The sequence below is a fragment of the Flavobacterium algoritolerans genome (genome assembly GCF_030010385.1).
GTDB lineage: Bacteria > Bacteroidota > Bacteroidia > Flavobacteriales > Flavobacteriaceae > Flavobacterium > Flavobacterium algoritolerans.
In genome coordinates this window covers 17,292-42,117 of sequence record NZ_JASCRZ010000005.1, presented here as the reverse complement: position 1 = coordinate 42,117, position 24,826 = coordinate 17,292, and the positions used below count along the sequence as shown (strand labels likewise).

At 34.0% G+C, this 24,826-nt stretch carries 25 protein-coding genes and 1 tRNA gene; 10 read left to right on the top strand and 16 right to left on the bottom strand.

What is annotated here, in order from left to right:
- The first annotated feature begins 65 nt into the window (after positions 1 to 65).
- Positions 66 to 818, top strand: coding sequence for a glycerophosphodiester phosphodiesterase (locus QLS65_RS11340; protein ID WP_282711532.1), 753 nt, complete (start codon positions 66 to 68; stop codon positions 816 to 818).
- Positions 819 to 928: 110 nt separating this feature from the next.
- Here QLS65_RS11340 and QLS65_RS11335 read toward each other — a convergent pair whose 3' ends face one another.
- From QLS65_RS11335 to recF, 9 genes are all read right to left on the bottom strand, one after another.
- Complete coding sequence (locus QLS65_RS11335) at positions 929 to 1,480, bottom strand: RNA polymerase sigma factor (protein WP_121341089.1); 552 nt, start codon at positions 1,478 to 1,480, stop codon at positions 929 to 931.
- Entirely contained in the window at positions 1,471 to 2,577 is a 1,107-nt protein-coding gene (locus QLS65_RS11330) for a glycosyltransferase (RefSeq protein ID WP_282711531.1), read from the bottom strand. Before QLS65_RS11330 ends, QLS65_RS11335 begins: the two co-directional genes overlap by 10 nt.
- An 86-nt stretch (positions 2,578 to 2,663) precedes the next feature.
- Positions 2,664 to 3,278, bottom strand: a complete 615-nt coding sequence (locus QLS65_RS11325) for an FMN-binding negative transcriptional regulator (protein WP_282717756.1) — start codon at positions 3,276 to 3,278, stop codon at positions 2,664 to 2,666.
- A 126-nt stretch (positions 3,279 to 3,404) separates the two neighbouring features.
- On the bottom strand, positions 3,405 to 4,418 hold the full coding sequence (murB, locus tag QLS65_RS11320; RefSeq protein ID WP_282711529.1) for a UDP-N-acetylmuramate dehydrogenase: 1,014 nt from the start codon (positions 4,416 to 4,418) through the stop codon (positions 3,405 to 3,407).
- 48 nt (positions 4,419 to 4,466) lie between these two features.
- A complete protein-coding gene (asnB, locus tag QLS65_RS11315) occupies positions 4,467 to 6,314 on the bottom strand; it encodes an asparagine synthase (glutamine-hydrolyzing) (protein ID WP_282717754.1) in 1,848 nt (615 codons plus the stop codon).
- A 2-nt stretch (positions 6,315 to 6,316) separates the two neighbouring features.
- Positions 6,317 to 7,384, bottom strand: coding sequence for a glycosyltransferase (locus QLS65_RS11310; protein WP_282717752.1), 1,068 nt, complete (start codon positions 7,382 to 7,384; stop codon positions 6,317 to 6,319).
- A 15-nt stretch (positions 7,385 to 7,399) separates the two neighbouring features.
- Positions 7,400 to 8,071, bottom strand: coding sequence for a DUF2461 domain-containing protein (locus tag QLS65_RS11305; RefSeq protein WP_282717750.1), 672 nt, complete (start codon positions 8,069 to 8,071; stop codon positions 7,400 to 7,402).
- Positions 8,072 to 8,078: 7 nt separating this feature from the next.
- Positions 8,079 to 8,777: a thioredoxin domain-containing protein gene (locus QLS65_RS11300; protein ID WP_282717748.1), complete on the bottom strand. Its 699-nt coding sequence runs from the start codon at positions 8,775 to 8,777 to the stop codon at positions 8,079 to 8,081.
- A gap of 78 nt (positions 8,778 to 8,855) precedes the next feature.
- Complete coding sequence (recF, locus tag QLS65_RS11295) at positions 8,856 to 9,935, bottom strand: DNA replication/repair protein RecF (protein WP_121341099.1); 1,080 nt, start codon at positions 9,933 to 9,935, stop codon at positions 8,856 to 8,858.
- A 144-nt stretch (positions 9,936 to 10,079) separates the two neighbouring features.
- Between recF and QLS65_RS11290 the strand changes: the two genes are divergently transcribed.
- From QLS65_RS11290 to QLS65_RS11265, 6 genes are all read left to right on the top strand, one after another.
- Positions 10,080 to 10,853 carry a tetratricopeptide repeat protein gene (locus QLS65_RS11290; RefSeq protein WP_282717744.1) on the top strand — a complete coding sequence of 258 codons (774 nt, stop codon included), beginning with the start codon at positions 10,080 to 10,082 and terminating at the stop codon, positions 10,851 to 10,853.
- 106 nt (positions 10,854 to 10,959) lie between these two features.
- Entirely contained in the window at positions 10,960 to 11,535 is a 576-nt protein-coding gene (gene ribH / locus QLS65_RS11285) for a 6,7-dimethyl-8-ribityllumazine synthase (RefSeq protein WP_099713280.1), read from the top strand.
- Between the two features lie 187 nt (positions 11,536 to 11,722).
- Positions 11,723 to 13,564, top strand: a complete 1,842-nt coding sequence (gene mutL / locus QLS65_RS11280; RefSeq protein WP_282717736.1) for a DNA mismatch repair endonuclease MutL — start codon at positions 11,723 to 11,725, stop codon at positions 13,562 to 13,564.
- On the top strand, positions 13,561 to 14,322 hold the full coding sequence (locus tag QLS65_RS11275) for a rhomboid family intramembrane serine protease (RefSeq protein WP_099713278.1): 762 nt from the start codon (positions 13,561 to 13,563) through the stop codon (positions 14,320 to 14,322). The genes mutL and QLS65_RS11275 overlap by 4 nt, the downstream gene beginning before the upstream one ends.
- Before the next feature lie 59 nt (positions 14,323 to 14,381).
- Entirely contained in the window at positions 14,382 to 15,251 is an 870-nt protein-coding gene (locus QLS65_RS11270; protein ID WP_282717734.1) for a rhomboid family protein, read from the top strand.
- A gap of 45 nt (positions 15,252 to 15,296) precedes the next feature.
- Positions 15,297 to 16,343 carry an endonuclease/exonuclease/phosphatase family protein gene (locus QLS65_RS11265; RefSeq protein WP_282717732.1) on the top strand — a complete coding sequence of 349 codons (1,047 nt, stop codon included), beginning with the start codon at positions 15,297 to 15,299 and terminating at the stop codon, positions 16,341 to 16,343.
- Between the two features lie 16 nt (positions 16,344 to 16,359).
- Here QLS65_RS11265 and QLS65_RS11260 read toward each other — a convergent pair whose 3' ends face one another.
- From QLS65_RS11260 to QLS65_RS11235, 6 genes are all read right to left on the bottom strand, one after another.
- Positions 16,360 to 16,986 (bottom strand): WbqC family protein, encoded by a 627-nt coding sequence (locus tag QLS65_RS11260; protein ID WP_282717731.1) that lies wholly within the window; start codon positions 16,984 to 16,986, stop codon positions 16,360 to 16,362.
- A gap of 89 nt (positions 16,987 to 17,075) precedes the next feature.
- Entirely contained in the window at positions 17,076 to 18,662 is a 1,587-nt protein-coding gene (lepB, locus tag QLS65_RS11255; RefSeq protein ID WP_282717729.1) for a signal peptidase I, read from the bottom strand.
- Between the two features lie 68 nt (positions 18,663 to 18,730).
- Positions 18,731 to 19,432, bottom strand: coding sequence for a 4-hydroxy-tetrahydrodipicolinate reductase (gene dapB, locus QLS65_RS11250; RefSeq protein WP_282717728.1), 702 nt, complete (start codon positions 19,430 to 19,432; stop codon positions 18,731 to 18,733).
- Between the two features lie 59 nt (positions 19,433 to 19,491).
- Positions 19,492 to 20,052 (bottom strand): DUF5683 domain-containing protein, encoded by a 561-nt coding sequence (locus QLS65_RS11245; protein ID WP_282717727.1) that lies wholly within the window; start codon positions 20,050 to 20,052, stop codon positions 19,492 to 19,494.
- Positions 20,052 to 20,951 carry a ParB/RepB/Spo0J family partition protein gene (locus QLS65_RS11240; RefSeq protein WP_282717726.1) on the bottom strand — a complete coding sequence of 300 codons (900 nt, stop codon included), beginning with the start codon at positions 20,949 to 20,951 and terminating at the stop codon, positions 20,052 to 20,054. The genes QLS65_RS11245 and QLS65_RS11240 overlap by 1 nt, the downstream gene beginning before the upstream one ends.
- Positions 20,952 to 20,955: 4 nt before the next feature.
- Positions 20,956 to 21,723: a ParA family protein gene (locus QLS65_RS11235; RefSeq protein ID WP_035667779.1), complete on the bottom strand. Its 768-nt coding sequence runs from the start codon at positions 21,721 to 21,723 to the stop codon at positions 20,956 to 20,958.
- A 512-nt stretch (positions 21,724 to 22,235) separates the two neighbouring features.
- Between QLS65_RS11235 and QLS65_RS11230 the strand changes: the two genes are divergently transcribed.
- The 3 genes from QLS65_RS11230 (at position 22,236) to trxB (ending at position 23,635) form a co-directional block, all read left to right on the top strand.
- On the top strand, positions 22,236 to 22,478 hold the full coding sequence (locus tag QLS65_RS11230) for a GIY-YIG nuclease family protein (protein ID WP_282717723.1): 243 nt from the start codon (positions 22,236 to 22,238) through the stop codon (positions 22,476 to 22,478).
- A gap of 4 nt (positions 22,479 to 22,482) precedes the next feature.
- Positions 22,483 to 22,557: transfer RNA gene (locus QLS65_RS11225), tRNA-Pro, on the top strand.
- A 130-nt stretch (positions 22,558 to 22,687) separates the two neighbouring features.
- Positions 22,688 to 23,635: a thioredoxin-disulfide reductase gene (trxB, locus tag QLS65_RS11220; RefSeq protein WP_282717721.1), complete on the top strand. Its 948-nt coding sequence runs from the start codon at positions 22,688 to 22,690 to the stop codon at positions 23,633 to 23,635.
- A gap of 321 nt (positions 23,636 to 23,956) precedes the next feature.
- Here the strand turns inward: trxB and QLS65_RS11215 are convergent, their stop codons facing one another.
- Positions 23,957 to 24,790, bottom strand: coding sequence for a GIN domain-containing protein (locus QLS65_RS11215; RefSeq protein ID WP_282711515.1), 834 nt, complete (start codon positions 24,788 to 24,790; stop codon positions 23,957 to 23,959).
- Positions 24,791 to 24,826: the final 36 nt, after the last annotated feature.

The following is a 24,826-nucleotide window of genomic DNA, read 5'->3' as shown; positions in this document are numbered from 1 at the left end:
TCCTTCCTTAATATTTGAGCCTGCCGGATAATCTATTTTTACCGCAAAAAACTTAAATGAAAAACATGAAATTCACTACACTACTAATGGCTTCATTAATAGCCTTGTTATTTTCAAATTGTACATCAAATAAATTTATTGTTTGTGGTCACAGAGGAGCAATGGGGTATGCCACAGAGAATACATTAGCATCAATAGAAAAAGCAATCGAGTTAAAAGCAGATATGTTAGAAATAGATGTTTTCAAAATTAAAACAGGTGAAATGGTTGTTTTTCATGATGATGATTTAGACCGAATCACTAATGCAAAAGGGAAAATTGAAGAATACACTTTTGATGAATTAAGAAAAGTTCTGGTTGCAGGAAAACATCAAATACCAACTTTGCAAGAAGTGATTGAGACCATCGATAAAAAAGTAGTGCTTAATATTGAATTGAAAGGAACTAACACAGCAACGGATACGTACAGAATTATAGAAGAATATAAGAAAAAAGGTTGGAGAAATAAAGACTTCTTCATTTCCAGTTTTCGAGTAGGTGAATTGCAAAAAATGAGGTCTTTGAGTACTGAAATAGCTATTGGGTTGCTTACCTATAAAGATCCTATTGAGACTATTATTAAAACAGCAAAAGAGCTCAAAGCACAGGCGATAAACCCATATTATAAAACCTTAACAGCTGAAAATGTTGCGGTAATGAAAGCTAATGATTTTAAAATCTATCCTTGGACTGTGAATGAAACTGTGGATATTAAAAATTTGCAAGGACTCAAAGTAAGCGGAATTATTACAGATTATCCAGATAGAATAATAAGATAGTTGTTTAGAAATCTATAATTTTTTTGATATTACCAAGTGGTCTAAAATTAATTTAGATCACTTTTTTTATTTTACGAAATTAAGAATTGTTGCTGTTTTGTAAAATAAGACTACCTTTTATTTTGAATGATTTCTGCCAGAAGTTTTTTGGCGCGAAGCAATTTAATTTTCACATTACTCAAAGGTTCATCAATTTTATTGGCAATTTCCTGGTAACTCATCTCCTGAAAATAGCGCAACTGAATCACTTCTTGATAATGTGGTTTCAATTCTTTGATGAATTGCAATAACTGAGAAAGATTTTGCTCGGTAATCAATTCATCTTCTGCAGATGGAGTAGTATCAGCAATATTGTAGGCTTGCTGGTCTTGTTCATCGGTAATTTCGACAAAAAGACTTGATTTCTTTTTTCGTAATAAATCGATGTGTACGTTTTTTGCAATAGCAATAAGCCAAGTATTAAATTGAAATTCCGAGTTGTAAGTGGCTATTTTGTCAAAAGCTTTTGAGAACGTTTCGATGGTAATATCTTCTGCATTGGTTTCGTTTTCGGTACGTTTCAGCATAAAACCATACACTTCATTCCAATAATAATCCAATAGAAAAGTAAAGGCAACTTGGTCACCTTGTTTTGCTTTTTCTATTTGTTTGTTTATTTCCAATGTACTGGTTTTGAGAATATATTAGTTATAAAGATATTGATTTGTGTTAAAATAAGTACTAGCTCAACGATAGGGAACCAGAATTTAATATCATGTTCTTTAAGTTTACCTGCTGAAAATCCTACCACAATCCATGCCACAAGATAGCGCAATGCAATTAAACTTAAAACTAATATCCATTGAAACTGGAATGCTAATAATATAATGGGTAATAAAATAAATAGTAATTGCGAACAATAGAATGCTCCTAACTGCAATTTATCAAGAGGTTTGTAATAATTTGCAGTTGCTATATGTCTTCTTTTTTGGGTCAACCAGTCTTTGTAAGTGGTTTTTGGTTTAGAGAGCGTAAAACTTTCAGGGGTGTAGGCAATAGTTGTATTTTTAGCTTTTGCAGCTTGGTTTATAAATAAATCATCATCGCCAGAACGAATCTGCATGTGTTCGATGAATCCATTTACATTGAAAAACTCTTCTTTTTTATACGCTAAATTTCTACCGACGCCCATATATGGATGTCCAATTTTGGCCCATGAAAAATATTGAATAGCTGTCAATAAAGTTTCAAAACGTATTATTTTATTCAGGAACGAATTAGGGATTTTTTCATATTTACCATAACCCAAAACAATTGTTTTTTGCATGGTAAATTGAGAACTCATAGCCGTAATCCATTCTTTTGAAGTTGGGTAGCAATCAGCATCAGTGAATAATAAATATTCTTTTTTAGCAGCTTTTATTCCTAAAGTCAGTGCGTATTTTTTGTTTCCCCAAAAGGCTTCGTTGTTCTCTACTTTTACCAGACGAACATTAGGATATTGCTTTTCAAAACCTTCAAAAATATCCAAAGTAGCGTCACTTGATGCATCATCAATCAGAACTATTTCAAAATCTGGATAGTTTTGTTCCGCAAGCAGAGGAATAAAATTAGTAACATTTTCCTCTTCGTTTTTGGCACAAACAATCACTGAAATTGGGATTCTTTTTGGGGTTGTTTTCTGCGCTTTGGCGAAAGCAAACTTTCCAAAAACACCTAAATAATACGAAATTTGAACAACGACAATAAAAATAAAAAAGTAAAGAATTAGTATAAGCATCTGAGTTTAATGAGTTTTTAAATCGAGTGCAAAGGTATGAATAGAATTGGGAATTGTTAAATACAATCTGTGAATTTCAAAAGAATTTATATTGGGCATTTCTTCATCTCATTCGCAATAGCGACGGACTGATTTGTATTGGTTTTTTCTAACTCAGAAATGATGTTTTGATAATTTTTTTCGTCCCTGTTTTGAGATAGTTTTTTCGTAGCTTGGATCTCAGTGATTTCAATTTCAAATGCTACAATGCCACGAGTTTGCATCATGGTTTTCTTAGATAAATCTTCTACGCGAACCGGATTTTCAGAATTTTGTTCGTACTTATCGACTAGCTTTTTTAAGGATTGAATGACGGCTTCTCCTTCGATAATTTTGATTTTTCCATACACATGAACGGCAATGTAATTCCATGTTGGTACATTTTCATGATCGTACCAAGAGGAAGAAATATAACTGTGAGGTCCTGAAAATACTGCTAAAATTTGGTCATTGTCTATGAAACCATTCCATTGTGGGTTTTCTTTAGAAATGTGCCCGTATAAAATATCCTTGCCTTCTTTATTAGTGTCCAGTTCCAAAGGAATATGTGTGGCGCATAATTTCCCATTCGTTTGATTGATTAAAAGACCAAAGCTATTCTCTTGAAGAAACTTTTTGATTTCTTCTTGATTCTCGTTTTTGTAGATTTCTGGAGTGTACATCTTTAATTTAAAAATTAGGATTTAGGAGTTTTGAAATACTATTTTGTTGTTGACAATCTGAGATTAATATGTAATTTCGATTTTTTTTTAAACTGAAAACTGCTACTGAACACTGCCAGTTAAAATCTAAATCACATTCACTTCGGCTTCAATGTTAATGCCAAACGTTTTAAAAATAGTCTCCTGAATATTTTTTGAAACATTCAAAATTTCTTGTCCGGTAGCATTACCATAATTCACTAAAACCAAAGCTTGGTTTTTATGGATTCCGGCATCACCAAAACGTTTTCCTTTGAAGCCGGCTTGCTCAATCAACCAGCCTGCGGGAACTTTTACTTCGGTTTCAGAAATATCGAAATATTTCATATCAGGAAATTGCTGATGAATTTTTTCGAAATCTGATTTCAATAAAATTGGATTTTTAAAAAAACTACCGCTATTTCCCAATTCTTTTGGGTCGGGTAATTTGCTTTGTCGAATGGCAATTACAGCATTACTGACGTCCTTCAAAGTAGGATTTGTGATGTTGTTTTTTTCTAATTCAGACGAAATATCTCCGTAAGAAGTGTTGATTTTATGATTGATTTTTGTCAATTTAAAAACAACCGATGTAATGATATATTGATTTTTAACTTCGTTTTTGAAAACGCTTTCTCGGTATCCAAAATGACATTCATCCTTTGTGAACGTTTTCATTTCCTGTTTTTCTATCGTCATCGCTTCACAGGAAACAAAAGTGTCTTTAATTTCCGTACCATACGCTCCAATGTTTTGGACTGGCGTAGTTCCAACGTTTCCAGGAATCAGTGACATGTTTTCCAAGCCACCAAAATTTTGGTCGATGGTCCAAAGCACAAATTCATGCCAGCTTTCACCAGCCAGGCTTTCAACCCAGACAAAATCATCATTTTCTTCAATGATTTTCTTGCCTTTTAAATCGATGTGAATGACAAGTGCATCAATGTCTTTTGTCAAAAGCATATTGCTTCCGCCACCTAAAATAAATTTTTGCTGCGTTTTATTTTCTTGTAAAATAGTTTTTAAATCTTGTACAGAATGAGCGGCAACGAACTGTTTTGCTTTGGCTTCAATGCCAAAAGTATTGTGTTTTTTTAAAGAGAAATTAGGTACTATTTCCATAAAAGAAAGTGCTTTTTGAATTGTTTTATTCTGCACCAAAAGTAAGGATTAAAATTTAGTTGGATACGTTTTCATCCAGATATGCATCATAAACAATGGCATAATGTACGGAGTCATCGTAGCTTCCCCTTTTTGTAAATTCTGAACAAGTTTTTTAACATTTATATGTTCAAAATAAGGTATTTGAAATAAATCACTTTTTGTAAAAGATTCTAATTCGTCTTTAAAAGCGGGACTTTTTGTTATGTAGTCTCCCCAAGGCGCGCTTAAACCTACTTTTCTGAATTTTAGAATTTCATCAGGTAAACGCTCTTCCATTGCTTTTTTTAGAATGAATTTCCATTTTTTTCCTGTAAAAAGCCATTTGTCTTCTAATGATCCTAATCCAATAATTAATCTCGGGTCCAAAAAGGGTTCCCTACATTCAATGGAAGAGCCCATTGTACAACGATCGTTTCTGTCCAGAAGTGAACATAAATAAGTATGTTGGTCAAAATAAAGTGCTTGACGGCGCAAATTACCGGGATATAATGACTTTGCTTCTTTATAAATTTTTTTTCTGTATTCGTTGTTTGGGGATGAATTAATTCCAAAAGTCTCCGCAATATCATTGGGAAAAATATTGGAGCCATTATAGATTACTAAATCAGATTTTTTATTGATTTGAGCGTAACGCGTTAACTTTTCGTACCGTGGTTGTTTTGTAAAAACATCCAGATTCCCAATGGAAGCAATGGAATTCAATAAAGATGGATATTGTAAGGCTTTGTAGCGCACATAACCACCCATCAACTCATCGGCGCCTTCGCCAGAAAGTAACACTTTTACGGAAGGCTTAGCCATTTGTGAAACCGCTAAAAGGTGTGGTTCGCTTAAATGCATAATCGGTTCGTCCTGAAAATAAGTAGAACTGATTAACTGATCGTAAAGATTTTTATCCTCTAATTGCATGGTTTGAAACCCATAATCGAACTTCTCTGCCATCATTTTAGCTAGATGTGCTTCGTTGTGTTCTTTCTCTTTAAAACCAATATTAAAAGTTTGTATGTCTTTGTATTTTTGATGGTGCAGTGAAGCTAAAATAGAAGAGGAGTCCAGTCCGCCACTTAGCATGACTCCCACAGGAACGTCGCTTACCATTCGCATTTTTATAGAATCATCAAACGTTTCTTGAAACCATTCTACCGGATTCTTTATTTCAGGTTGGTTTTGAATTTCTTTTTTTAAATTCCACCACTTGTAGGTTGTGTTTCTTCCACCTTCATAAATGGTCATAATATGTCCGGGCAATACTTTTTTTACGTTTTGATATAGCGTGTTTTCACCGGCAACAAATCGGTTAAAAATATATTCTTCTAGTCCGTCCTGAGCCATTTTGATTGGAATTCCAGCCGTGAAAAGAGCTTTTTGCTCGGATGCGAAATAGAAAGTCTCGTTGTAAAAAGAATAATATAACGGTTTAACGCCCATTCTATCGCGAACAAGAGTTAGCTTTTTTTCTAATTTATCCCAAATAGCAAATGCAAACATACCGTTGAGGCGGTTGAGCATTTTTAAACCATGCAATTGAAATAATTTCATCAAAACCTCTGTATCCGAAGTAGTTCTGATGTCAAATCCATTGCTTTTTAACTCTGGATAAAATTCTTTGAAATTGTAGATTTCGCCATTGTAAACGAGCACATATCTTCCATCTTCTGATAGGAAAGGTTGGTGTCCAGTTAGTGAAACATCTAGAATTGCAAGTCTTCTGTGTCCAAAACCAATATTGTTTTCTATAAACAATCCTTCGTCGTCAGGACCTCGATGTTCCAGCGAATCGCGCATTTTTACAAGAACGCGTTCGTCAATTTTTTTTTGTGATTGTAAATGCAAGATTCCATTAATTCCACACATAGTTAATTGGAGCTATTTGTGTTAATTAATTCGTGGTATTTATTGGCAATGATTTTCATATTTATGTTGTAATCTGCATTTTTTTCTAAAAATACTCTATTTTTTAAAACGGCTTCGTTTCGGTGTTCATTGTTTTCAAATGCCCAGATTAATTCTTCTGATAGCATTTTGTAATCATCAACTGTAACTAATTGTCCGTTTTCGCGGTGTTTAATCCAACTCTGGTTTCCTGCTATATCGGTTACTACTGGATAACAATTCGTAGCCATAGCCTCAAATAATGAAGCCGAAACGCCTTCTGTTATTGGCATACTAATATAAATATTAGATTGTTGCAGTAATTTTGGTAATTCAGTATTTGGAATTCTTCCTGTAAAGTTGACTTTGTTTTCGATACCTAAATCTTTTGCTAAACCTTTTAATTTCGAAAGTTGTGATCCATCTCCTATAATGGTAAGTACGAAGTCTATTCCTTTTTGGTTTAAAAGGGCAAATGATTTTAAAATAATATCATGACGGTATTCCGGCAATAAAGAACGAGTGACTATGGCACAAATTTTTTCTGGATTGGCGTTGTTTTGATTTCCAAATTTAGTCAGATCAATTCCTTTTGGTAAAACCAAAACTTTATTCATGTCTACATTGGCTTCCAGCATAGAAATAGTCATCACAGGTCCCCAAGCATGAATTAAATCTGCTTTTTTGAAAGCATAATTCTGAATGAGTTTTTTTAAGGGTAATGAAATCGATTTTTCAGGCCATAAATCGGTTTTGCCTTGTTGTGCAATTGCTACAGGTTTTACGCCGGATAATGCAGCAAGAAAACCGTAACTGGTAGTTCTTTCCGCAATTACCATGTCCGGTTGTTGGGCTTTTATTATTTTCTTGATTTTAAAAATAGCCAATTCGAATTCGAAAATCCTTAAAATTCGGTTATGAATACAATTGCTGGGTGTTTTTAATTCCCAAGTAATGATTTCAAAATCACCAAATTCCTTCAGACCGTTCATCCAAGTGATAGCATCGGCTCTGTAGGATTCTCCCAGAAAAAGTATTTTCTTTTTTTTCATCAGTGAAAATTATAATTACTCAGAAGTTAAAGCTCGATTTATAAAATCGTTCAATGGTTTAAGCGCAATCAATTTTTTACTCATTGTAGCAACAAAATCTTTTTTTGTCACTTCGGAGACATCAATTCTTTGAGAACATTCGAAACTTTTCAATTTTAAAAATTCAATAGCAGGATGTTCTTTTTCGTATCCTCGTGGTGGATTTTTCAACGTATCCTTTTCATTTCTATCAAAATCTTTAAATTCTCTTTTGAAATTTTTTTCGTTAAGAATAGCTTCTAAATCATCATGGAAATAGGCAATTTCCTTACGCATTTTTTTCAAATCTGGCGCTTCGGGGCAATACAATCCACCGGCAATAAAACTGGCTCCTTTTTCTAAATGAAGGTAATAACCAGATCGATTCATGCCTTTTGCTCCCGATGAAAGCCAAACGCCTAAATGCGATTTATAAGGAGTTTTATCTTTAGAAAACCGAATGTCACGATTGATTCTAAAAATGCAATTTTTTACTTCCAACATTTCTAGCGATGGATCGAGCGGTTTCATGGCATCCAGAAAATCTCCAACTAATTGTTGGTAGTCTTTCTTGACCGCTTCGTAGCGTTTTTTATTTTCCAAAAACCAATCTCTATTATTGTTGGCTTTTAAATCATCCAGAAATTGTAGTGTATCTTTTGAAAGCATCTTGTAGCTATTGTAGTTGTTTTTTTAAATCGGCCTCACTTATAAAACCAGAATGTTTCCATTTTACTGCTGCCTTGTCATACAATAATAAAGTGGGAAGTTCACTGATTTTCATTTCAGAAATTAAGGTTTTATTTTTATCAGCATCCAATCGAATGATAGTCACTTTGTCTGCTAAATCTTTTTGCATTTGCAAAACATAAGGAGTCATTTTTTTGCAGGGAGCACACCATTCAGCATAAAAATTAATCAGTACTTTTTTATCTGAATTTAATAGTTTGTTGTATTCCGGAACGGATAGACCTATAATTTTAGCACTTGGTTTTGAAAGACCGGCAGCATCCCATTTTAACATTCCTCCGTCTAGTTGATAAATAGTTTTAAAGCCTAATTCATTTAGTTTTTCAGCCGCTTTCTGACTTCTCCCGCCACTTTTGCAATACACAAAAATGGGTTGTGATTTGTCCAGTTTTTCTACATTGGCAACAAAAGTAGTTCCAAGCCAGTTTATATTTTTAGCATTGTCAATATGGTCAGAAGTGAATTCTTCAGGAGTTCGTACATCCAAAATTTGTGGATTTTGAGTTGCAGCTATCTTTTCGGCAAAAGCTTTTGAATCAATAGTTTTGATTTCTTTAGAATTTTGCCCGTTGCAGGATAAAACAACAAAGCATATGATTGCCAAGAATATTGAATGAAATTTCATTGTAATCGAGTTTAAAATTGAATACGCTAAAATAGGTAATTTTTCAATTTTTGAACCGTATAAATTACTAAATAAAAGTTATAAGTTGAAAATTTTATACGTCTGATGTGTCGATTTTACAATGGCTTCAGTGCGTTCCGGATGTGTATCTGAAATAAAAAGTTGACCAAAAGTATCACTGTTGACCATTTCTATGATTTTGGAAACGCGACTTTCGTCTAATTTATCAAAGATATCATCAAAAAGCAAAATGGGTTTCACACCGCTTTGCTTTTTTAGAAACTCAAATTGAGCCAGTTTTAAAGCGATTAGAAATGATTTTTGCTGTCCTTGAGAGCCAAATTTCTTAATTGGATGTTGGTCTATTTCAAATGCTAAATCGTCTTTGTGAATTCCTACACTTGTATAATGTAAAGCTCTGTCTTTGTTGATATTTTCCTGTAACAAAGTCAATAAGTCTTTTTCGAATAAATGACTTTCATATACCAGTTGAACCGTTTCTTGTGAACCGGTTATGGCTTGATGATGTGTGTTGAAAATAGGAATGAACTCACTTATAAATTCTTTTCTTTTTTTGAAAATATAATCTCCAAAACCATTAAGTTGCTCATTATATATAGAGAGTGTATCATTGTCAAAAACATGGTTCAATGCAAAATATTTCAACAATGCATTGCGCTGACTCATTACTTTTTGATATTGAATGAGTTGTTGTAAATAATGGGAATCCAGTTGCGAAATCACGCTGTCCATGAATTTTCTTCTGGTTTCGCTGCCTTCCACAATTAAATCCCTGTCGGCAGGAGAAATGATTACCAAAGGAATAAAACCAATGTGATCCGAGAATTTGTCGTAGGCTTTTCCGTTGCGTTTCAATATTTTTTTTTGCCCTTTTTTTAGGCTGCAAAGAATTTGTTCATTTCTTTCGTTTTTTTCAAATTCAGCATCAATCACAAAGAATTCTTCTCCGTGTTTAATATTCTGAACCGCTAATGGATTGAAATAGCTTTTTCCGTACGATAAATGGTAGATTGCATCAAGCACATTTGTCTTTCCAATACCATTCTTGCCTACAAAACAATTTATTTTGCTGTCAAAATCGAAATTTGCTTCCGAAAAATTCTTATAATTGAATAATGAAATCTTTTTTAAATACATCTGTAAGGCTTGCTGGTATTGAGAACTTTGATGTTTTTAAACGGGTTTTTCAAAGTGGGTGCAAATTATTGAAAAATATCGATAAAAATGGCTTTTAGATTTGAATAAAAATTTTATTTTTGCGACTCACTAAATTAAAAATAAATGGCTACTTACAGTAAAAGAGGATATAAAGCACCAAAAGAAAAAGAAGTAAATGACGCGGTTGAAGCAGTACAAATTGATGAAAAAGACAGCACAACAGCGGGTGTTTTTTCAACATTAGACGAAACAGCTTCAAAAACTGAGGATTGGGTAGCTAAAAACCAAAAAGTTATTATTGGTTTAGTTGCCGCTGCCGCTATTTTTACAATTGGTTATTTAGGATACCAAAGATTCGTTGCTGCACCACAACAAGAGGAAGCAGCAAATGAAATGTTTGTAGCACAACAAAATTTCCAAAAAGCAACTGATGGAGTAGCAAGTGACTCATTATATAAATTGTCTTTGAATGGTTCAGAAGGTAAATTTGGATTCTTGAAAATTGCTGATGAATATTCTGGAACTGATGCAGGAAATTTAGCTAATTATTATGCTGGAATTGCGTATTTGAACACAGGAAAATATACTGAGGCGATTGATTATTTAAGTAAATTTAAATCAGATGATATTGTTTTAGGAGCATTGGCAAAAGGAGTAATTGGAGATGCTTATTCTCAAAAGAATCAACCGAAAGAAGCTTTAGAAAACTACATAAAAGCTGCTGAATCAAATAAAAATGATTTCACTACGCCACGTTTCTTATTGAAAGCCGGAAAAACAGCTTTGGCATTAGGAAATAAAGCAGATGCTTTGAAATATTTTACTGATATTAAAGACAATTTTGAAGGAACTCCAGAGGCTGCTTCAGTTGACGTTTTGATAGGATTAGCACAATAGTAAAAAATGATGTAAGATTGGTGATTTAAGATTGTAGAATTTTGATTTCAAAATGCTATCTTTAATATCTGAAATCAAAATTTTAAAATCAAAATTCTAAAATCAAATGGCTACCGTAAATAAAAACTTATCCGAGTACGATAAAAATTCAATCCCAAACGCGAAAGATTTTCGCTTTGGGATTGTTGTTTCAGAATGGAATGATGCTATAACTGAAGGACTTTATAGAGGTGCTATTGAAGCCCTTTTAGAAAACCAAGTTCCAGCTCAGCATATTATTCGCTGGAATGTTCCTGGAAGCTTTGAACTTATATATGGTTCAAAGAAAATGTTGCAAACACAAAATGTTGATGCTGTCATTGCTATTGGATGTGTAATTCAAGGGCAAACCAAGCATTTTGATTTTGTGTGTGAAGGAGTAACTCAAGGAATTAAAGACCTGAATGTTCAAACAGATATTCCGGTTATTTTTTGTGTTTTGACTGATAATACCATGCAACAATCTATTGATAGAAGTGGAGGGATTCACGGTAACAAAGGTACTGAAGCTGCTATTGCGGCTATCAAAATGGCCTATATTCGTCAACAGGCTTCGTTGTCACATCAAATCGATAACCAACATTTATTGTCTGCCGGAGCTATTCAATTAGAAGAAGGGACACCTTTAGAGTTGAAGGAATAAATAAATAAAAACACTAATTATAAACCTATACTGTCTCATAAATAGTATAGGTTTTTTGTTTTTTTTATGATTAAATAAACTACCATTCCCAATAGAAATTCATTAAATTTGTATTTCTTGTTTTTATAATAAACTATTGTCACCCTGAGCGCAGTCGAAGGGCTAAACTTTAAACAACATTTTTTTAATGTCGAGTATAATTCAATTACTTCCTGATCATGTTGCCAATCAAATTGCTGCTGGAGAAGTCGTTCAAAGACCAGCTTCAGTTGTCAAAGAGTTGCTTGAAAACGCAGTTGATGCTAGAGCAACAGATATAAAATTAATTCTTAAAGATGCAGGGAAGGCATTAGTACAAGTGATTGATAATGGTTTGGGAATGAGTGTTACCGATGCACGTTTGTGTTTTGAACGTCACGCGACTTCTAAAATCCGTCAGGCAGAAGATTTATTTTCTTTGCATACCAAAGGATTTCGTGGGGAAGCACTAGCATCTATTGCGGCGATTGCCCATATGGAAATGAAAACCAGGCAAGATCAAGAAGAACTAGGAACGCACATTGTCATTGAAGGCAGTAAGTTTGTGTCACAAGATGTTGCTGTTTTGCCAAAAGGAACTTCATTTGCTGTCAAAAATTTATTTTTTAATATTCCGGCGCGACGTAATTTCCTGAAATCGGATACGGTGGAATACCGCCATATTATTGATGAATTTCAACGTGTGGCTTTGGCTCACCCAAAAATACATTTTACCTTTTATCACAATGGCAGCGAAATGTTTAATTTGCCGCCATCTACTTTGCGACAACGAATTGTCAATATTTTTTCAGGTAAAACCAATGAAAAATTAGTTCCTGTTCAGGAAGAAACAGAAATAGTGACGATTCAAGGATTTGTAAGCAAACCTGAGTTTGCCAAAAAAAATCGTGGAGAGCAGTTTTTCTTTGTCAATGATCGTTTTATAAAAAGCGGTTATTTGCATCATGCGGTTATGGCCGCCTATGACGGAATCTTGAAAGATGGTGCGCAACCCAGTTATTTTCTATATTTATCGGTGCCGCCAAATACTATTGATATCAATATTCATCCTACTAAAACGGAGATTAAGTTTGATGACGAACATGCTTTATATGCTATTTTAAGAGCTTCCATAAAACATAGTTTGGGACAATTTAATGTAGCCCCAGTTTTAGATTTTGACCGGGATTCTAATTTAGATACGCCGTATCATTATAAAGATTTAGAAGTTGCTACGCCTACGATTCAGGTTGATGGCAACTTTAATCCTTTCTCCGAAGAAAAACCCAGCAAGCAATTTTCCAGTTATAGAAAACCGGAGCCAACAGCTAATTGGGAAAGTTTATACGTAGGTTTAAAACAAGATACGGATGAAATAGGGCAGATGACTTTCGAAAATGAAGAAGTGACTTCCTCTTTATTTAATGATGAAGAAGTAGAGCATTCTGTTCATAAAACCTATCAAATTCATAAAAAATACATTGTTTCGTCAATTAAATCAGGAATGGTAATTGTCGATCAGCAACGTGCGCATCAACGTGTTTTGTATGAGCAGTTTTTAGTAAATATGACAGTGAACCAGGCATCAAGCCAGCAGTTATTATTTCCTTTGAACTTGTTTTTTTCGTCAAGCGAAATGAATCTTATCGCTGAGTTACAACTTTCGTTGATGAATACCGGATTTGTTTTCGAAGAAAATAACACTGATCATATTGTTATTTCGGGAATACCGGTAAATGTAACGGAAAGCGAAGTTTCATTGGTTTTAGAACAATTATTGAGTGATTTGCAGGATGGAATTCCTGAAAGCAGTTTCAGTCAGAATGATACTATTGCCAAATCAATGGCCAAAAGTTTAGCGGTAAAAACAGGAACGCACCTTACAGAAAAAGAGCAGGAAAATTTGGTCAACGGACTTTTTGCGTGTAAAGACCCCAATGTTTCCCCATTTCATAAACCCACTTTCATCACGATGCGTGTGGAAGATTTAGATAAAAAATTTGCATTATGAGAAACGTAACTGAGACAGTAAAACAATTAATTATTATAAATATATTGTTTTTTGTAGGTACACTTGCTTTAGGGGATTTTAATCCCACAAATCCAGCGTATAGAATATTAGCCTTATATTTTCCGGAAAACCCTGATTTTCAATTGTGGCAACCATTGACACACATGTTTATGCACGGTGGCTTTATGCATATTTTTTTCAATATGTTCGCGTTGTATTCTTTTGGGTCTGCTTTAGAGCAAATGTGGGGAAGCAAGAAATTCTTATTTTTCTATATTTCCTGTGGCTTAGGCGCTGCGTTGTTGCATACTGGAGTTAATTATTACTACTTCCAAGATAGTCTAAATACTTTGATTGCTAATGGATTTCCTAAACAAGAGATTTTACAACTTTTAAATGAAGGCAAAATAGATACTAGATGGCAACAATTTATATCTGTTTCTGATTTTCAAAATTTCACAGGTGCTTATATTGGTACTGCAGTTGGAGCTTCTGGGGCTATTTACGGAACGATAGTGGCGTTTGCTTTTATGTTTCCTAACGCTGAATTGGCTTTGATGTTTATTCCTGTGCCCATAAAAGCAAAATATTTTGTACCAGGTTTAGTTTTGGTTGACTTGTATTTAGGTATTTCTGGAAAATCAATTTTTGGTGGTGGTGGAATTGCCCATTTTGCACACGTTGGTGGTGCTTTGTTCGGTTTTATTATTATGTGGTATTGGAAAAAAAATCAGTTCAATAAAAACCGTTGGAATTAAAAACGCAATACTTTTAAGTAGTACGACCTAAACATCAGATCTTAAATCCCAATTAAATTATGAATATCATTGACGACCTGAAATTACAATACAAGATAGGAGGAATAGTCACCAGGCTAATTTTTTGGAATGCCGCTTTGTTTGTTCTTCCGTGGTTGCTTTTTGCACTTTTATCTTTGTTGGGTGTCAATATTGATTATATTCATTATGTGAGTTTATCTTCTAATCCGGCACATTTGCTTTGGAAACCTTGGTCGTTGCTTTCGTATGCTTTTTTTCACAGCGGAATCATGCATATTATTTTTAATATGATTGTTTTGAATTTTGCTGGCAGACTATTTATGACGTATTTTACGTCTAAGCAATTGCTGGGTTTGTATGTGTTGAGTGCCATTTTTGCTGGAATTAGTTATATTTTGGTATTCTACGTTTTAAATATTAATGCTCCAATTGTAGGTGCCTCTGCCGCTATTATGGCTATTTTGGTTGCTACAACTACCTATCATCCTTTGATGGAACTTCGTTTATTGATCATTGGGAATGTCAAGTTGTGGCATATAACCGCCGTAATTGTAATAGTTGATTTAATGCAATTGCGTTCAGAAAATATGGGTGGGCATATTTCTCATCTTTCTGGAGCTTTTTTTGGTTTTATTTTTATTAAATTGCTTCAAAATGGAACCGATTTAAGTACTGTTGTTACTCGTATTATAGATTTTTTTGCAAATTTGTTCAAAAAAAATACGGCAACACCATTCAAGAAAGTGCATAAAAATTACAGTAAGCCTTTGGAAAAAAGCGTTTCAAAAATAGTTACTAAAGATAAATCGCAGCAGCAGATAGATGAAATTTTAGATAAAATCAGTCAGTCAGGTTATGATAGCTTGACAAAAGAAGAAAAAGAATTCTTATTCAAAGTTGGGAAATAAGTATCAATGAGATTTTAGCTATTGTCTTAATAAAAAATATAGAAAATGAAAAATCTTTCATGGTTTAATAAAGGAATGTTTTTTTTGAATATAGTCCTTACTATTTTGACTTTTATAGCCTATGTTTTGCCCTTTTTGGCACCAAAATCTTTCCCTCTTCTGTCCGTTTTGACACTTTTCATGCCGCTTTTTTTTATCCTGAATGGCTTGTTTTTTGTGTATTGGGCCATACAATTCAAAAAGCAATTGATAGTTTCGGGTTTGGTTTTATTGATAGGGATTACTTTTATAAATAAATTTTATAAATTCTCTTCTCCTGAGTTTCCAATAGAAGAAAAAGATTTTACCGTAATGAGTTATAATGTTCGTCTGTTTAATGTTTTTAAATGGATTGACAGAGACGATGTTCCTTCGGATATTCTTACCTTCATTAATGATAAAAACCCAGATATATTGTGTCTTCAGGAATACTCATCTTCTGCTAACATAGATTTGAAAGTGTATCCGCACCGATATATTTTCACTGATGGAAACCAAATTAAAACGGGGCAGGCGATTTTTTCTAAATTCCCGATTATTGACCAAGGAAATATTATTTTTCCAAATTCCAGTAACAACGTAGTTTTTGCGGATGTAAAAAAAGGAAAAGACATCATCAGGGTTTACAATATGCACATACAGTCCATCAAAATTTCTCCTGATGTCAATGAAATTGATGAAAATATAGATGCGATTAATCAGCAGAAATCACAAATGTTATTTATTAGAATCAGTAAAGCGTTCAAGCAACAACAACAGCAAGCGGAGATTTTTAAGGAGCATAAAATGAAATGTACGTATCCAATTATCATTTGCGGAGACATGAATAATAGCGCTTTTTCTTATGTGTACCGAAGCATTAAAGGAAAATTGAAAGATAGCTTTGAAGAAGTAGGGAAAGGTTTTGGAGAGACCTATAAATTCAGGTATTATCCCGCCAGAATTGATTATATTTTTGCTGACGAAAAAATGAAAGTAAAGAAATTTGAGAATTTCCCAAAATTTATTAACTCAGATCACTTTCCTATTATGGCAAGATTGTCTTTGGAATAAAATCTAATTTGGAATTTTATTTTAGAATCAGTTCTTGTTTTTTTAAATAATCCATGGCATATTTCCCTTCATTAAACAGCAAATCCAGAACGCTAAGATTGTTGATAAAACCATGTTTATCATCAAAAACCTGCGTGTAACTTTCGAATACAGAAAGGTCTTTTTTTCCGTTTACTAAACCCCTGAAATCTGTAATTGTAGTTGGTTCAACTTCGTGAAAGTATTCTGTTGTGGTCGTGTAATCCAGTTTCAGACGGAAACATTTTGATAGAATGTCAAAAACCTCAAAATTTAGATCCAATAAAAAGGTGTGTTTTTTTTCGAAAATGGGTCTGATATCATCTTCGAAAAATTCAAAAAAAGGAGAACTTCGGTATCCAGCTTCTAATGATTTGAAATGTTGTTTTTGCCAGTCAAAATCCGTTTCAATTTTGATGTCTTTTGTTTTTTGATGACTTTCTTTCGAATGTTTTACAGGGATATTCAATAGCTGAGTTCCGTTTGGACTATAAATATAAGTGCGGTTGCGATTGGTTTGTTTCTGAAAATTATCTTCTACTTCAAAGGTAATATTTTCCGATTGTACCATCGCTGCAAAATGGCTAATCGATGGAAAATAGGTAGGATGGATGAGAATGTTCATATTGTCTAAAGTTTTTAAAGTCATAAAGTCGAAAGTCATAAAGCTGGATTAAATAGCAACTTTATGACTTTTGACCTTGAAACTTTTGACTAATTTTTCGCCTCTTTTCTTTTCTTCCAAAAATAATCTCCAATAAAAAATGCGGCTAAAGCAATTAGGAAATATTTAAAATAAGATTGAGGTTGACCTTCACCGCTAACAGTTGTAAAAACCCTGTCCCAACGTATTTTATTTAAACCTTTCCCGTTAGTATCCCAACTTAACCAGATAAAAATAGGTTTCCCTACAATATGATTTTCAGGAACAAATCCCCAGTAGCGGCTGTCTTCAGAGTTGTGACGGTTGTCACCCATCATCCAGTAATAATTTTGTTTGAAAGTGTAATCTTTAACTACTTTTCCGTTTATTCTTATTTCGTTTCCTGTTACTTTAAGGTCGTTTTTATCTCCATTTTCATTTGTTTCATAATCAGTAATTATGGTTTTATAAAATGGCAATGATTCGGTTGTTAAAGCGACAGTTTTTCCTTTTTCTGGAACATAGATAGGACCGTAATTATCACTGTTCCATTTATTGATGTGCGGAAAAACACCTTTTCCATTATTTGCTTGATCAACATCTCTAGATATTTGTCTGATTACAGCAGTTACGCCAGGTACGTTTTTCAATCTTTCTGCTCCCGCAGCTGTCAAAGCACTAAAGATTAATGTGTCTCTTCGTGTTTCATCAGTAACCATTACAGGGTCAGTTACGTCCATCTCTTTAAGTAAATGCTCAAAATCGATTGGCGTTTTTCCGTCTAATGCTACTTTATAGGAGAATTGTGGTTTTGCTCTTTCTGGCAATTCCAATAGTTTGCCATCAATGTAAACCATACCGTCTTTTATAGACAAGTTATCTCCAGGGATTCCAACACATCTTTTAACGTAATTCGATTTCTTGTCTATCGGTTTTAAAGCACGTCTGTTTGAAGTGTCAAAAAACCTGTAAACGGTATCAACCGGCCAGTTAAATACAACGATGTCCGTTCTGTTTATATTCTGAATTCCCGGCAATCTTAAATAAGGTAATTGTGGCCAAGTTAAGTATGATTTTTTTTGAAGTAAAGGTATCGAATCGTGAACCATTGGCAACGCTACAGTTGTCATTGGGATTCTTGCACCATAATTCATTTTACTCACAAATAAAAAGTCACCTACCAATAAGGATTTTTCCAATGAAGAGGTAGGAATCGTGTACGGTTGGATTAAATAGGTGTGAACCAAAGTAGCTACTATAACTGCAAAAAGCAATGAGCTAACGGTATCAGCAGCTTTGTTTTCGGGACTTAAACTTCTGTCAGCTATGTAATTTAATTTTTGGGTATAATTGACATAATAGATGTAAAATCCAAGAGTTACAATTCCTAAAAAAGTATCTAATCCAGATCGTTTTCCAAAACTTCTCAATGTTTCTACCCAGATTACCGGAAACATTATCAAATTGATAATTGGGATAAAAAGTAAAATGGTCCACCAAGTAGGGCGGCCTATTATTTTCATCAAAACAATAGCATTGTATACTGGAATAGCGGCTTCCCAACTTTTCCTTCCTGCGCTTTCATATAATTTCCATGTTCCTAAAAAGTGAACTATTTGTACAAGCAGAAAAAATATAAACCATTGATATACTGACATAGTTTTTTGTTTAAAGTTTAAAGTTTAAGGTTGTTTCGTTAGCGATTTTCCTAAAACCGAGTATAATTTTATTTTAAGTCTAAAACATCTTTCATGGTAAAAACACCTTGCTTTCCTATAATCCATTCTGCTGCAATTACAGCACCTAGAGCAAAACCTTCACGATTGTGTGCTGTGTGTTTTATTTCGATAGCATCAACAACAGAATTGTATGTTACGGTGTGTGTTCCGGGAACAGTTCCTATTCTTTTTGCTTCGATATGAATTTGCTTCGCTTCAGGTTTTTCTAATGTCCAGTTGGTGTATGAACTGTTTTCAATTACTCCTTTGGCTAATGATATCGCTGTGCCACTTGGTGCATCTAGTTTTTGAGTATGATGAATTTCTTCCATTTCTACTTTATAACTGTCAAATTTTGACATGATTTTTGCCAAATATTCGTTGAGTTCAAAGAAAATATTCACGCCTAAACTAAAGTTAGAACTGGAGATAAAACCACCGTTCTTAACTGTACAAAGTGCCACCATTTCATCATAATGTTCTAGCCAGCCTGTTGTTCCTGAAATCACAGGGACATTAGCATGGAAACAATTGGAGATATTAGGGACTGCAGCTGTTGGAACACTGAAATCAATAGCTACATCGGCAGTTGAAAGACCATCAAAAGTATTGTTTTCATCTTTTTTCAAAACGATTTCATGTCCTCTTTCCAGTGCAATTCGTTCAATTACCTGACCCATTTTTCCGTATCCTAAAAGCGCAATTTTCATTTGTTTTTTATATTTATAAATTAAAATTTTAAAGATGAATGGAGTATTCTATTTTCAATCTAAAAACTATAATTAAATGTTAGTCCTACATTAGTCTTGAATGTTACATCATTTGGATAAAGAACTGGTCTTACTGATAAGTTTTCATCCACATTGAATTGTATTAAAGCAGCATCGACATTAGCATCTATGATATTTAATGCATAAAAAGCTAAAGTTACCAAAGCTGATAAATCTCGATTTCTTTGATAAAATTTTTGTCCGGCAATCAATCGATTATTATCTAAGAAAGCCAAATCATCGGTAGTGTACCCTTCAAGTCTGCTTTTGTAAGCATCTCTGTATTGATGGTATTTCCTGTTGTTGTCAATATAAAAGTAAACACTGGTTCCTAAAGCTCCGTAAACGAGCGGTATTTTCCAGTATTTTTTATTGTAAGCCTGACCTAAGCCAGGCAAAATTGCCGAAAAGAAAGCTGCTTTAGCAGGAGTCAATGGATCAATGTCATTTGATTTCAAAGTGTCTTTTGCGACAAGTACTGCTTCTGTTTCCGTTTGGGCAAAAACAGTAGTGTTTCCTGCAATAAAAAGGAATAGACCTATGAAAATGATTTTATGCACTACTCGTTTATTAATTTAATAATTCTGTTGAAGTCTTCTTCAGAATGAAATGGAATAGTGATTTTTCCTTTGCCGTTTCCGGCTACTTTCACATCGACTTTGGTTCCGAAATAATTTGTAAAAGTACTTTTATGGGAATCTGCAATTTCAAATGAAGCTGCTTTTGGTTTACCGGCAGGTTTTGGTTTTAAACTTTCCTGATAGTTTTTTACTAAAGCTTCGGTATCACGAACGGATAGATTTTGACTGACGATTTTTTGATAAATATCAGTTTGAATGTCTTGATCTTCGATGTTGATAATTGCACGACCATGACCCATACTGATGAAACCATCACGAATTCCGGTTTGGATGATTGGGTCTAGTTTTAAAAGTCTCAAATAATTAGCGATAGTAGAACGTTTTTTCCCTACACGATCACTCATTTGTTCCTGAGTCAATTGAATTTCATCAATCAAACGTTGGTACGAAAGCGCAATCTCAATTGGATCTAAATCATGGCGTTGGATGTTTTCCACCAAAGCCATAACCAATGATTCGTTGTCATTTGCAATACGAATGTAAGCAGGAACTGTTTTCAATCCCACAAGTGTCGACGCGCGAAGACGACGCTCACCCGAAATCAATTGGTATTTGTTAAAGTCTAATTTACGTACGGTAATAGGCTGAATAACGCCTAATTCTTTGATAGAAGTCGCTAATTCTCTCAACGATTCCTCATTGAAATTACTTCTTGGCTGAAACGGATTTATTTCAATTGCTTCAATTTCAAGCTCAATGATATTTCCTACAACTTTATCGGCATTTTTATCGTCAACGGATTTTATATCGTTTTCCGGATCTTTCAATAGTGCAGATAATCCTCTTCCTAAGGCTTGTTTTTTTATTGCTTTTGCCATAAAACTATTTACTGTTTTTCTTTATAACTTCTTGAGCAAGATGCAAGTAATTAGTAGCTCCTTTGCTTGTTGCATCGTAGTTTATTATACTTTCTCCAAAGCTTGGCGCTTCGCTCAGTTTTACATTTCTTTGAATAATAGTGTCAAAAACCATATCGTTGAAATGTTTTTGAACCTCTTCAACTACTTGGTTTGATAAACGCAATCTCGAATCAAACATGGTTAATAATAACCCTTCGATATCTAAATCTGGATTGTGAATTTTTTGGATGCTTTTTATCGTATTCAATAATTTCCCTAAACCTTCCAGTGCAAAATACTCGCATTGAATAGGAATAATCACAGAATCAGCGGCAGTCAAAGCATTCAACGTAAGCAATCCAAGAGATGGTGCACAATCGATAATGATATAGTCGTACTCGTCTTTGATACTTTCCAATGCTTTTTTAAGCATATATTCCCTGTTTTCTTTATCGACTAATTCGATTTCAATTGCAACAAGGTCAATATGAGATGGAATTACGTCCACATTTGGAGCAGAACATTTTATGATGGCCTCTTTTGGCGTATGACTATGTTCCAGAATTTGATACGTACCTATCTCTACAGATTCAACATCAATTCCCAATCCTGAAGAGGCATTTGCCTGTGGATCAGCATCAATAAGTAATACTTTTTTTTCTAAAACACCCAGTGAAGCAGCTAGATTTACAGACGTTGTAGTCTTTCCAACTCCACCTTTTTGATTAGCAATCGCGATGATTTTGCCCATTTATTTTTCTAAATTTTGAACCGTAAAAATACAATTATTTATGGTTTCTAAAAATCTATTTTGTTAACATTTGTTAAAGCTTGATTAGTCGCTATTTGACAATTCCTATTCTTAAAATGGATTTCATTTTACAGGAGCTATTCCAGCTGTGCGCTTCAATCTCGATAGTTCGGGACTTGAGCTTCTCCCGGTTTTTTCTAAAACCATAAAAGGAGCTTGCTTTGGTCGCTCTTTTCTGCCAAGAAAAAATCGGGAGAAGCTCTTCGAAGCTTTTCACTGCCATCTGGGCTAGGGCAGTTGTAGCTGAATTATGCTGTGGAAAAACAAATTTATTTTAGATTTTCAGACTAATTTTCGAACCAAATAAATTTAGTCCTTATTTCTGAAATAGTTTTGCATAAGCCAAAAATAGTACTATATTTGCACCCGCTTTCGGGGTGTAGCGTAGCTCGGTTATCGCGTCACGCAGGGCGTGAAGACCACAGTCACGAATCAAAAACTTACACCAAGATATGTACACCGTATATATTATATTTAGTAAAAGTTATTTAAAATATTATACTGGTCAAACTGATGATCTTGAAAACAGATTAAATAGACATAACTCTGGATTGAGTTTATCTACAAAATCAGGAAAGCCATGGGAGTTGATTTATCAAATACAACTTTCAACACGTTCAGAAGCTATGATTTTAGAACAAAAAATTAAAAAAAGAGGAGCCAAAAGATATCTTGAAGATATTAGTTTCTTTTAATATTCGGGGTGTAGCGTAGCTCGGTTATCGCGCCTGCTTTGGGAGCAGGAGGCCGCAGGTTCGAATCCTGCCACCCCGACAAATTGATCCTTTCTGTTCTCACAGAAGGGATTTTTTTATTCCAGCATAATTAAAACTGATACTTCTAGTTCAGTATTCCAGCAATAATATCCTATTTTTGCACCGTTAAATTCAAAAGAAACATCAATATGTCAGATACAATCGAAAAAATTAAATGTCTTATTATAGGTTCTGGTCCAGCAGGTTATACTGCAGCAATATATGCCGCCAGAGCAAACATGAATCCTGTTTTATACCAAGGAATGCAGCCAGGTGGACAGCTAACAACTACTAATGAAGTAGAAAATTGGCCTGGTAATCCTGAAGGAATTACGGGTCCGGAAATGATGGTAGGATTGCAAGCACAAGCACAACGTTTTGGAACTGATGTGCGTGATGGTTGGGCTACAAGAGTTGATTTCTCGGGCGATATTCATAAAGTATGGATCAATGATACTATAGAATTACATTGCGAAACAGTAATTATTTCTACTGGAGCATCAGCTAAATATTTAGGGATGCCATCAGAACAACACTATTTAAAAATGGGTGGCGGAGTTTCTGCATGTGCTGTTTGTGACGGTTTTTTCTATAGAAACCAAGAAGTAGTAATTGTTGGGGCTGGAGATTCAGCTTGTGAAGAAGCACACTATTTGTCTAAACTTTGTAAAAAAGTAACCATGTTAGTGCGTAGCGAAAAATTTAGAGCTTCTAAAATAATGGAAGAACGCGTTCGCAAAACCGAGAACATTACCATATTAATGAATCACGATACTGTTGAAGTATTAGGAGATGAGCAAGTTGTTACTGGGGTAAAGGCTTTGAATAAAACAACAAATGAAGTTTTTGATATTCCTGCAACTGGTTTCTTCGTAGCTATTGGTCACAAACCAAATACTGATATTTTCAAAGATTATATCACATTAGACGAAACGGGATATATTATCAATACTCCTGGAACTTCAAAAACTAATGTTGAAGGCGTTTTCGTAGCGGGTGATGCAGCAGATCATGTATATCGTCAAGCGATAACTGCAGCTGGAACTGGTTGTATGGCTGCTCTTGATGCCGAAAGATATTTGGCTTCGAAAGAATAATCAGAGTTTTTTTTAGGTAAAAGATAATTAATACCATTGATTAGTTCATTATAGTCCAAATTTTTTTTTGTCAGTTAGAGCGCAGTCGAGATGTCATAACGGTTCTCGACTGCGCTCGAACTGACAATTGGACTATTTTATAATAACAAATGGTATAACGGATAGATATTAGATTTGTTAAGAAATTTTCTGTCCCTTTAACTTTTCAAATTAAAAAAGTCCCAATTGCCTTAGCAAATGGGACTTTTTGTTGGTTAGTATATTTATTATCAATCCAGTTTTTACTCCCTCTCCTTTGGAGAAGGTTGGGGAGAGGATTTTCTATTTCAACTTTTTTATCAATTTAGCCTCATCAGCAAATTTTCTGATTTCGATTTTTGGAGCACCCACAAGTTGGATTTCTGATTTATTTGCAGCGTCTATAATAACGGTTGTTACCGCATTAACACTACAATTGGAATAGCTTTCTGTCGTTACGTCAACATTTTTTATAGTTAATTTATTTCCTGTCAAGCTCGAGTTATTATCCAACCGAATGATGGCATTAGCTGCGTCCCCTTCGATAGTAGCATCTGATTTTTGATACATATCCACTTTTAAATCAGTAGTGGTGACTAAGGCTTTTAGAGAGGCGTTTTTACTTAATTCGATCGTAGTATTTTCTGATTTTAAATTGAGTTCTGTTTTTGATTTATCATCAGATTGTAATACGAAGTTTTTGGCATTCACATTCAAAAATAGTTTGGATGCATCGTGTGCTTTAAATGTGAGGTCATTCACTAAAATTTCCTGAATTGCATTTACAGTCGTTTCATTTTTTGACGTAACCATATTCAAATCATTGGTATAGGTTACTCTAACAATCAGTTTTTTATAATTGGTGGCTTGTTTTGTGGTATAAATGCGCAATAGATTATCACTTAAGTCTAAAGAAATAATATCGTGTAAATTTTCGTCGGCTTCAATTTTCAGTTCTGTTCGCTCGCCTCTTTCCAAGTATACTTCGAGATTGTCTTCAACAGTAAGCGACTCAAAATCCCCAACTTTCCTTTGTTCCACAGTTACTGTTTTCGAGCCTTTTATTTTTTCTTTTTTCTGTGCAAATAACAATGTAGTCGATAAAAGGAACAGGAGTATAGCAGTATGTTTTTTCATAGTCATTTGGATTAGAGTCTACACAAATATAAAAAA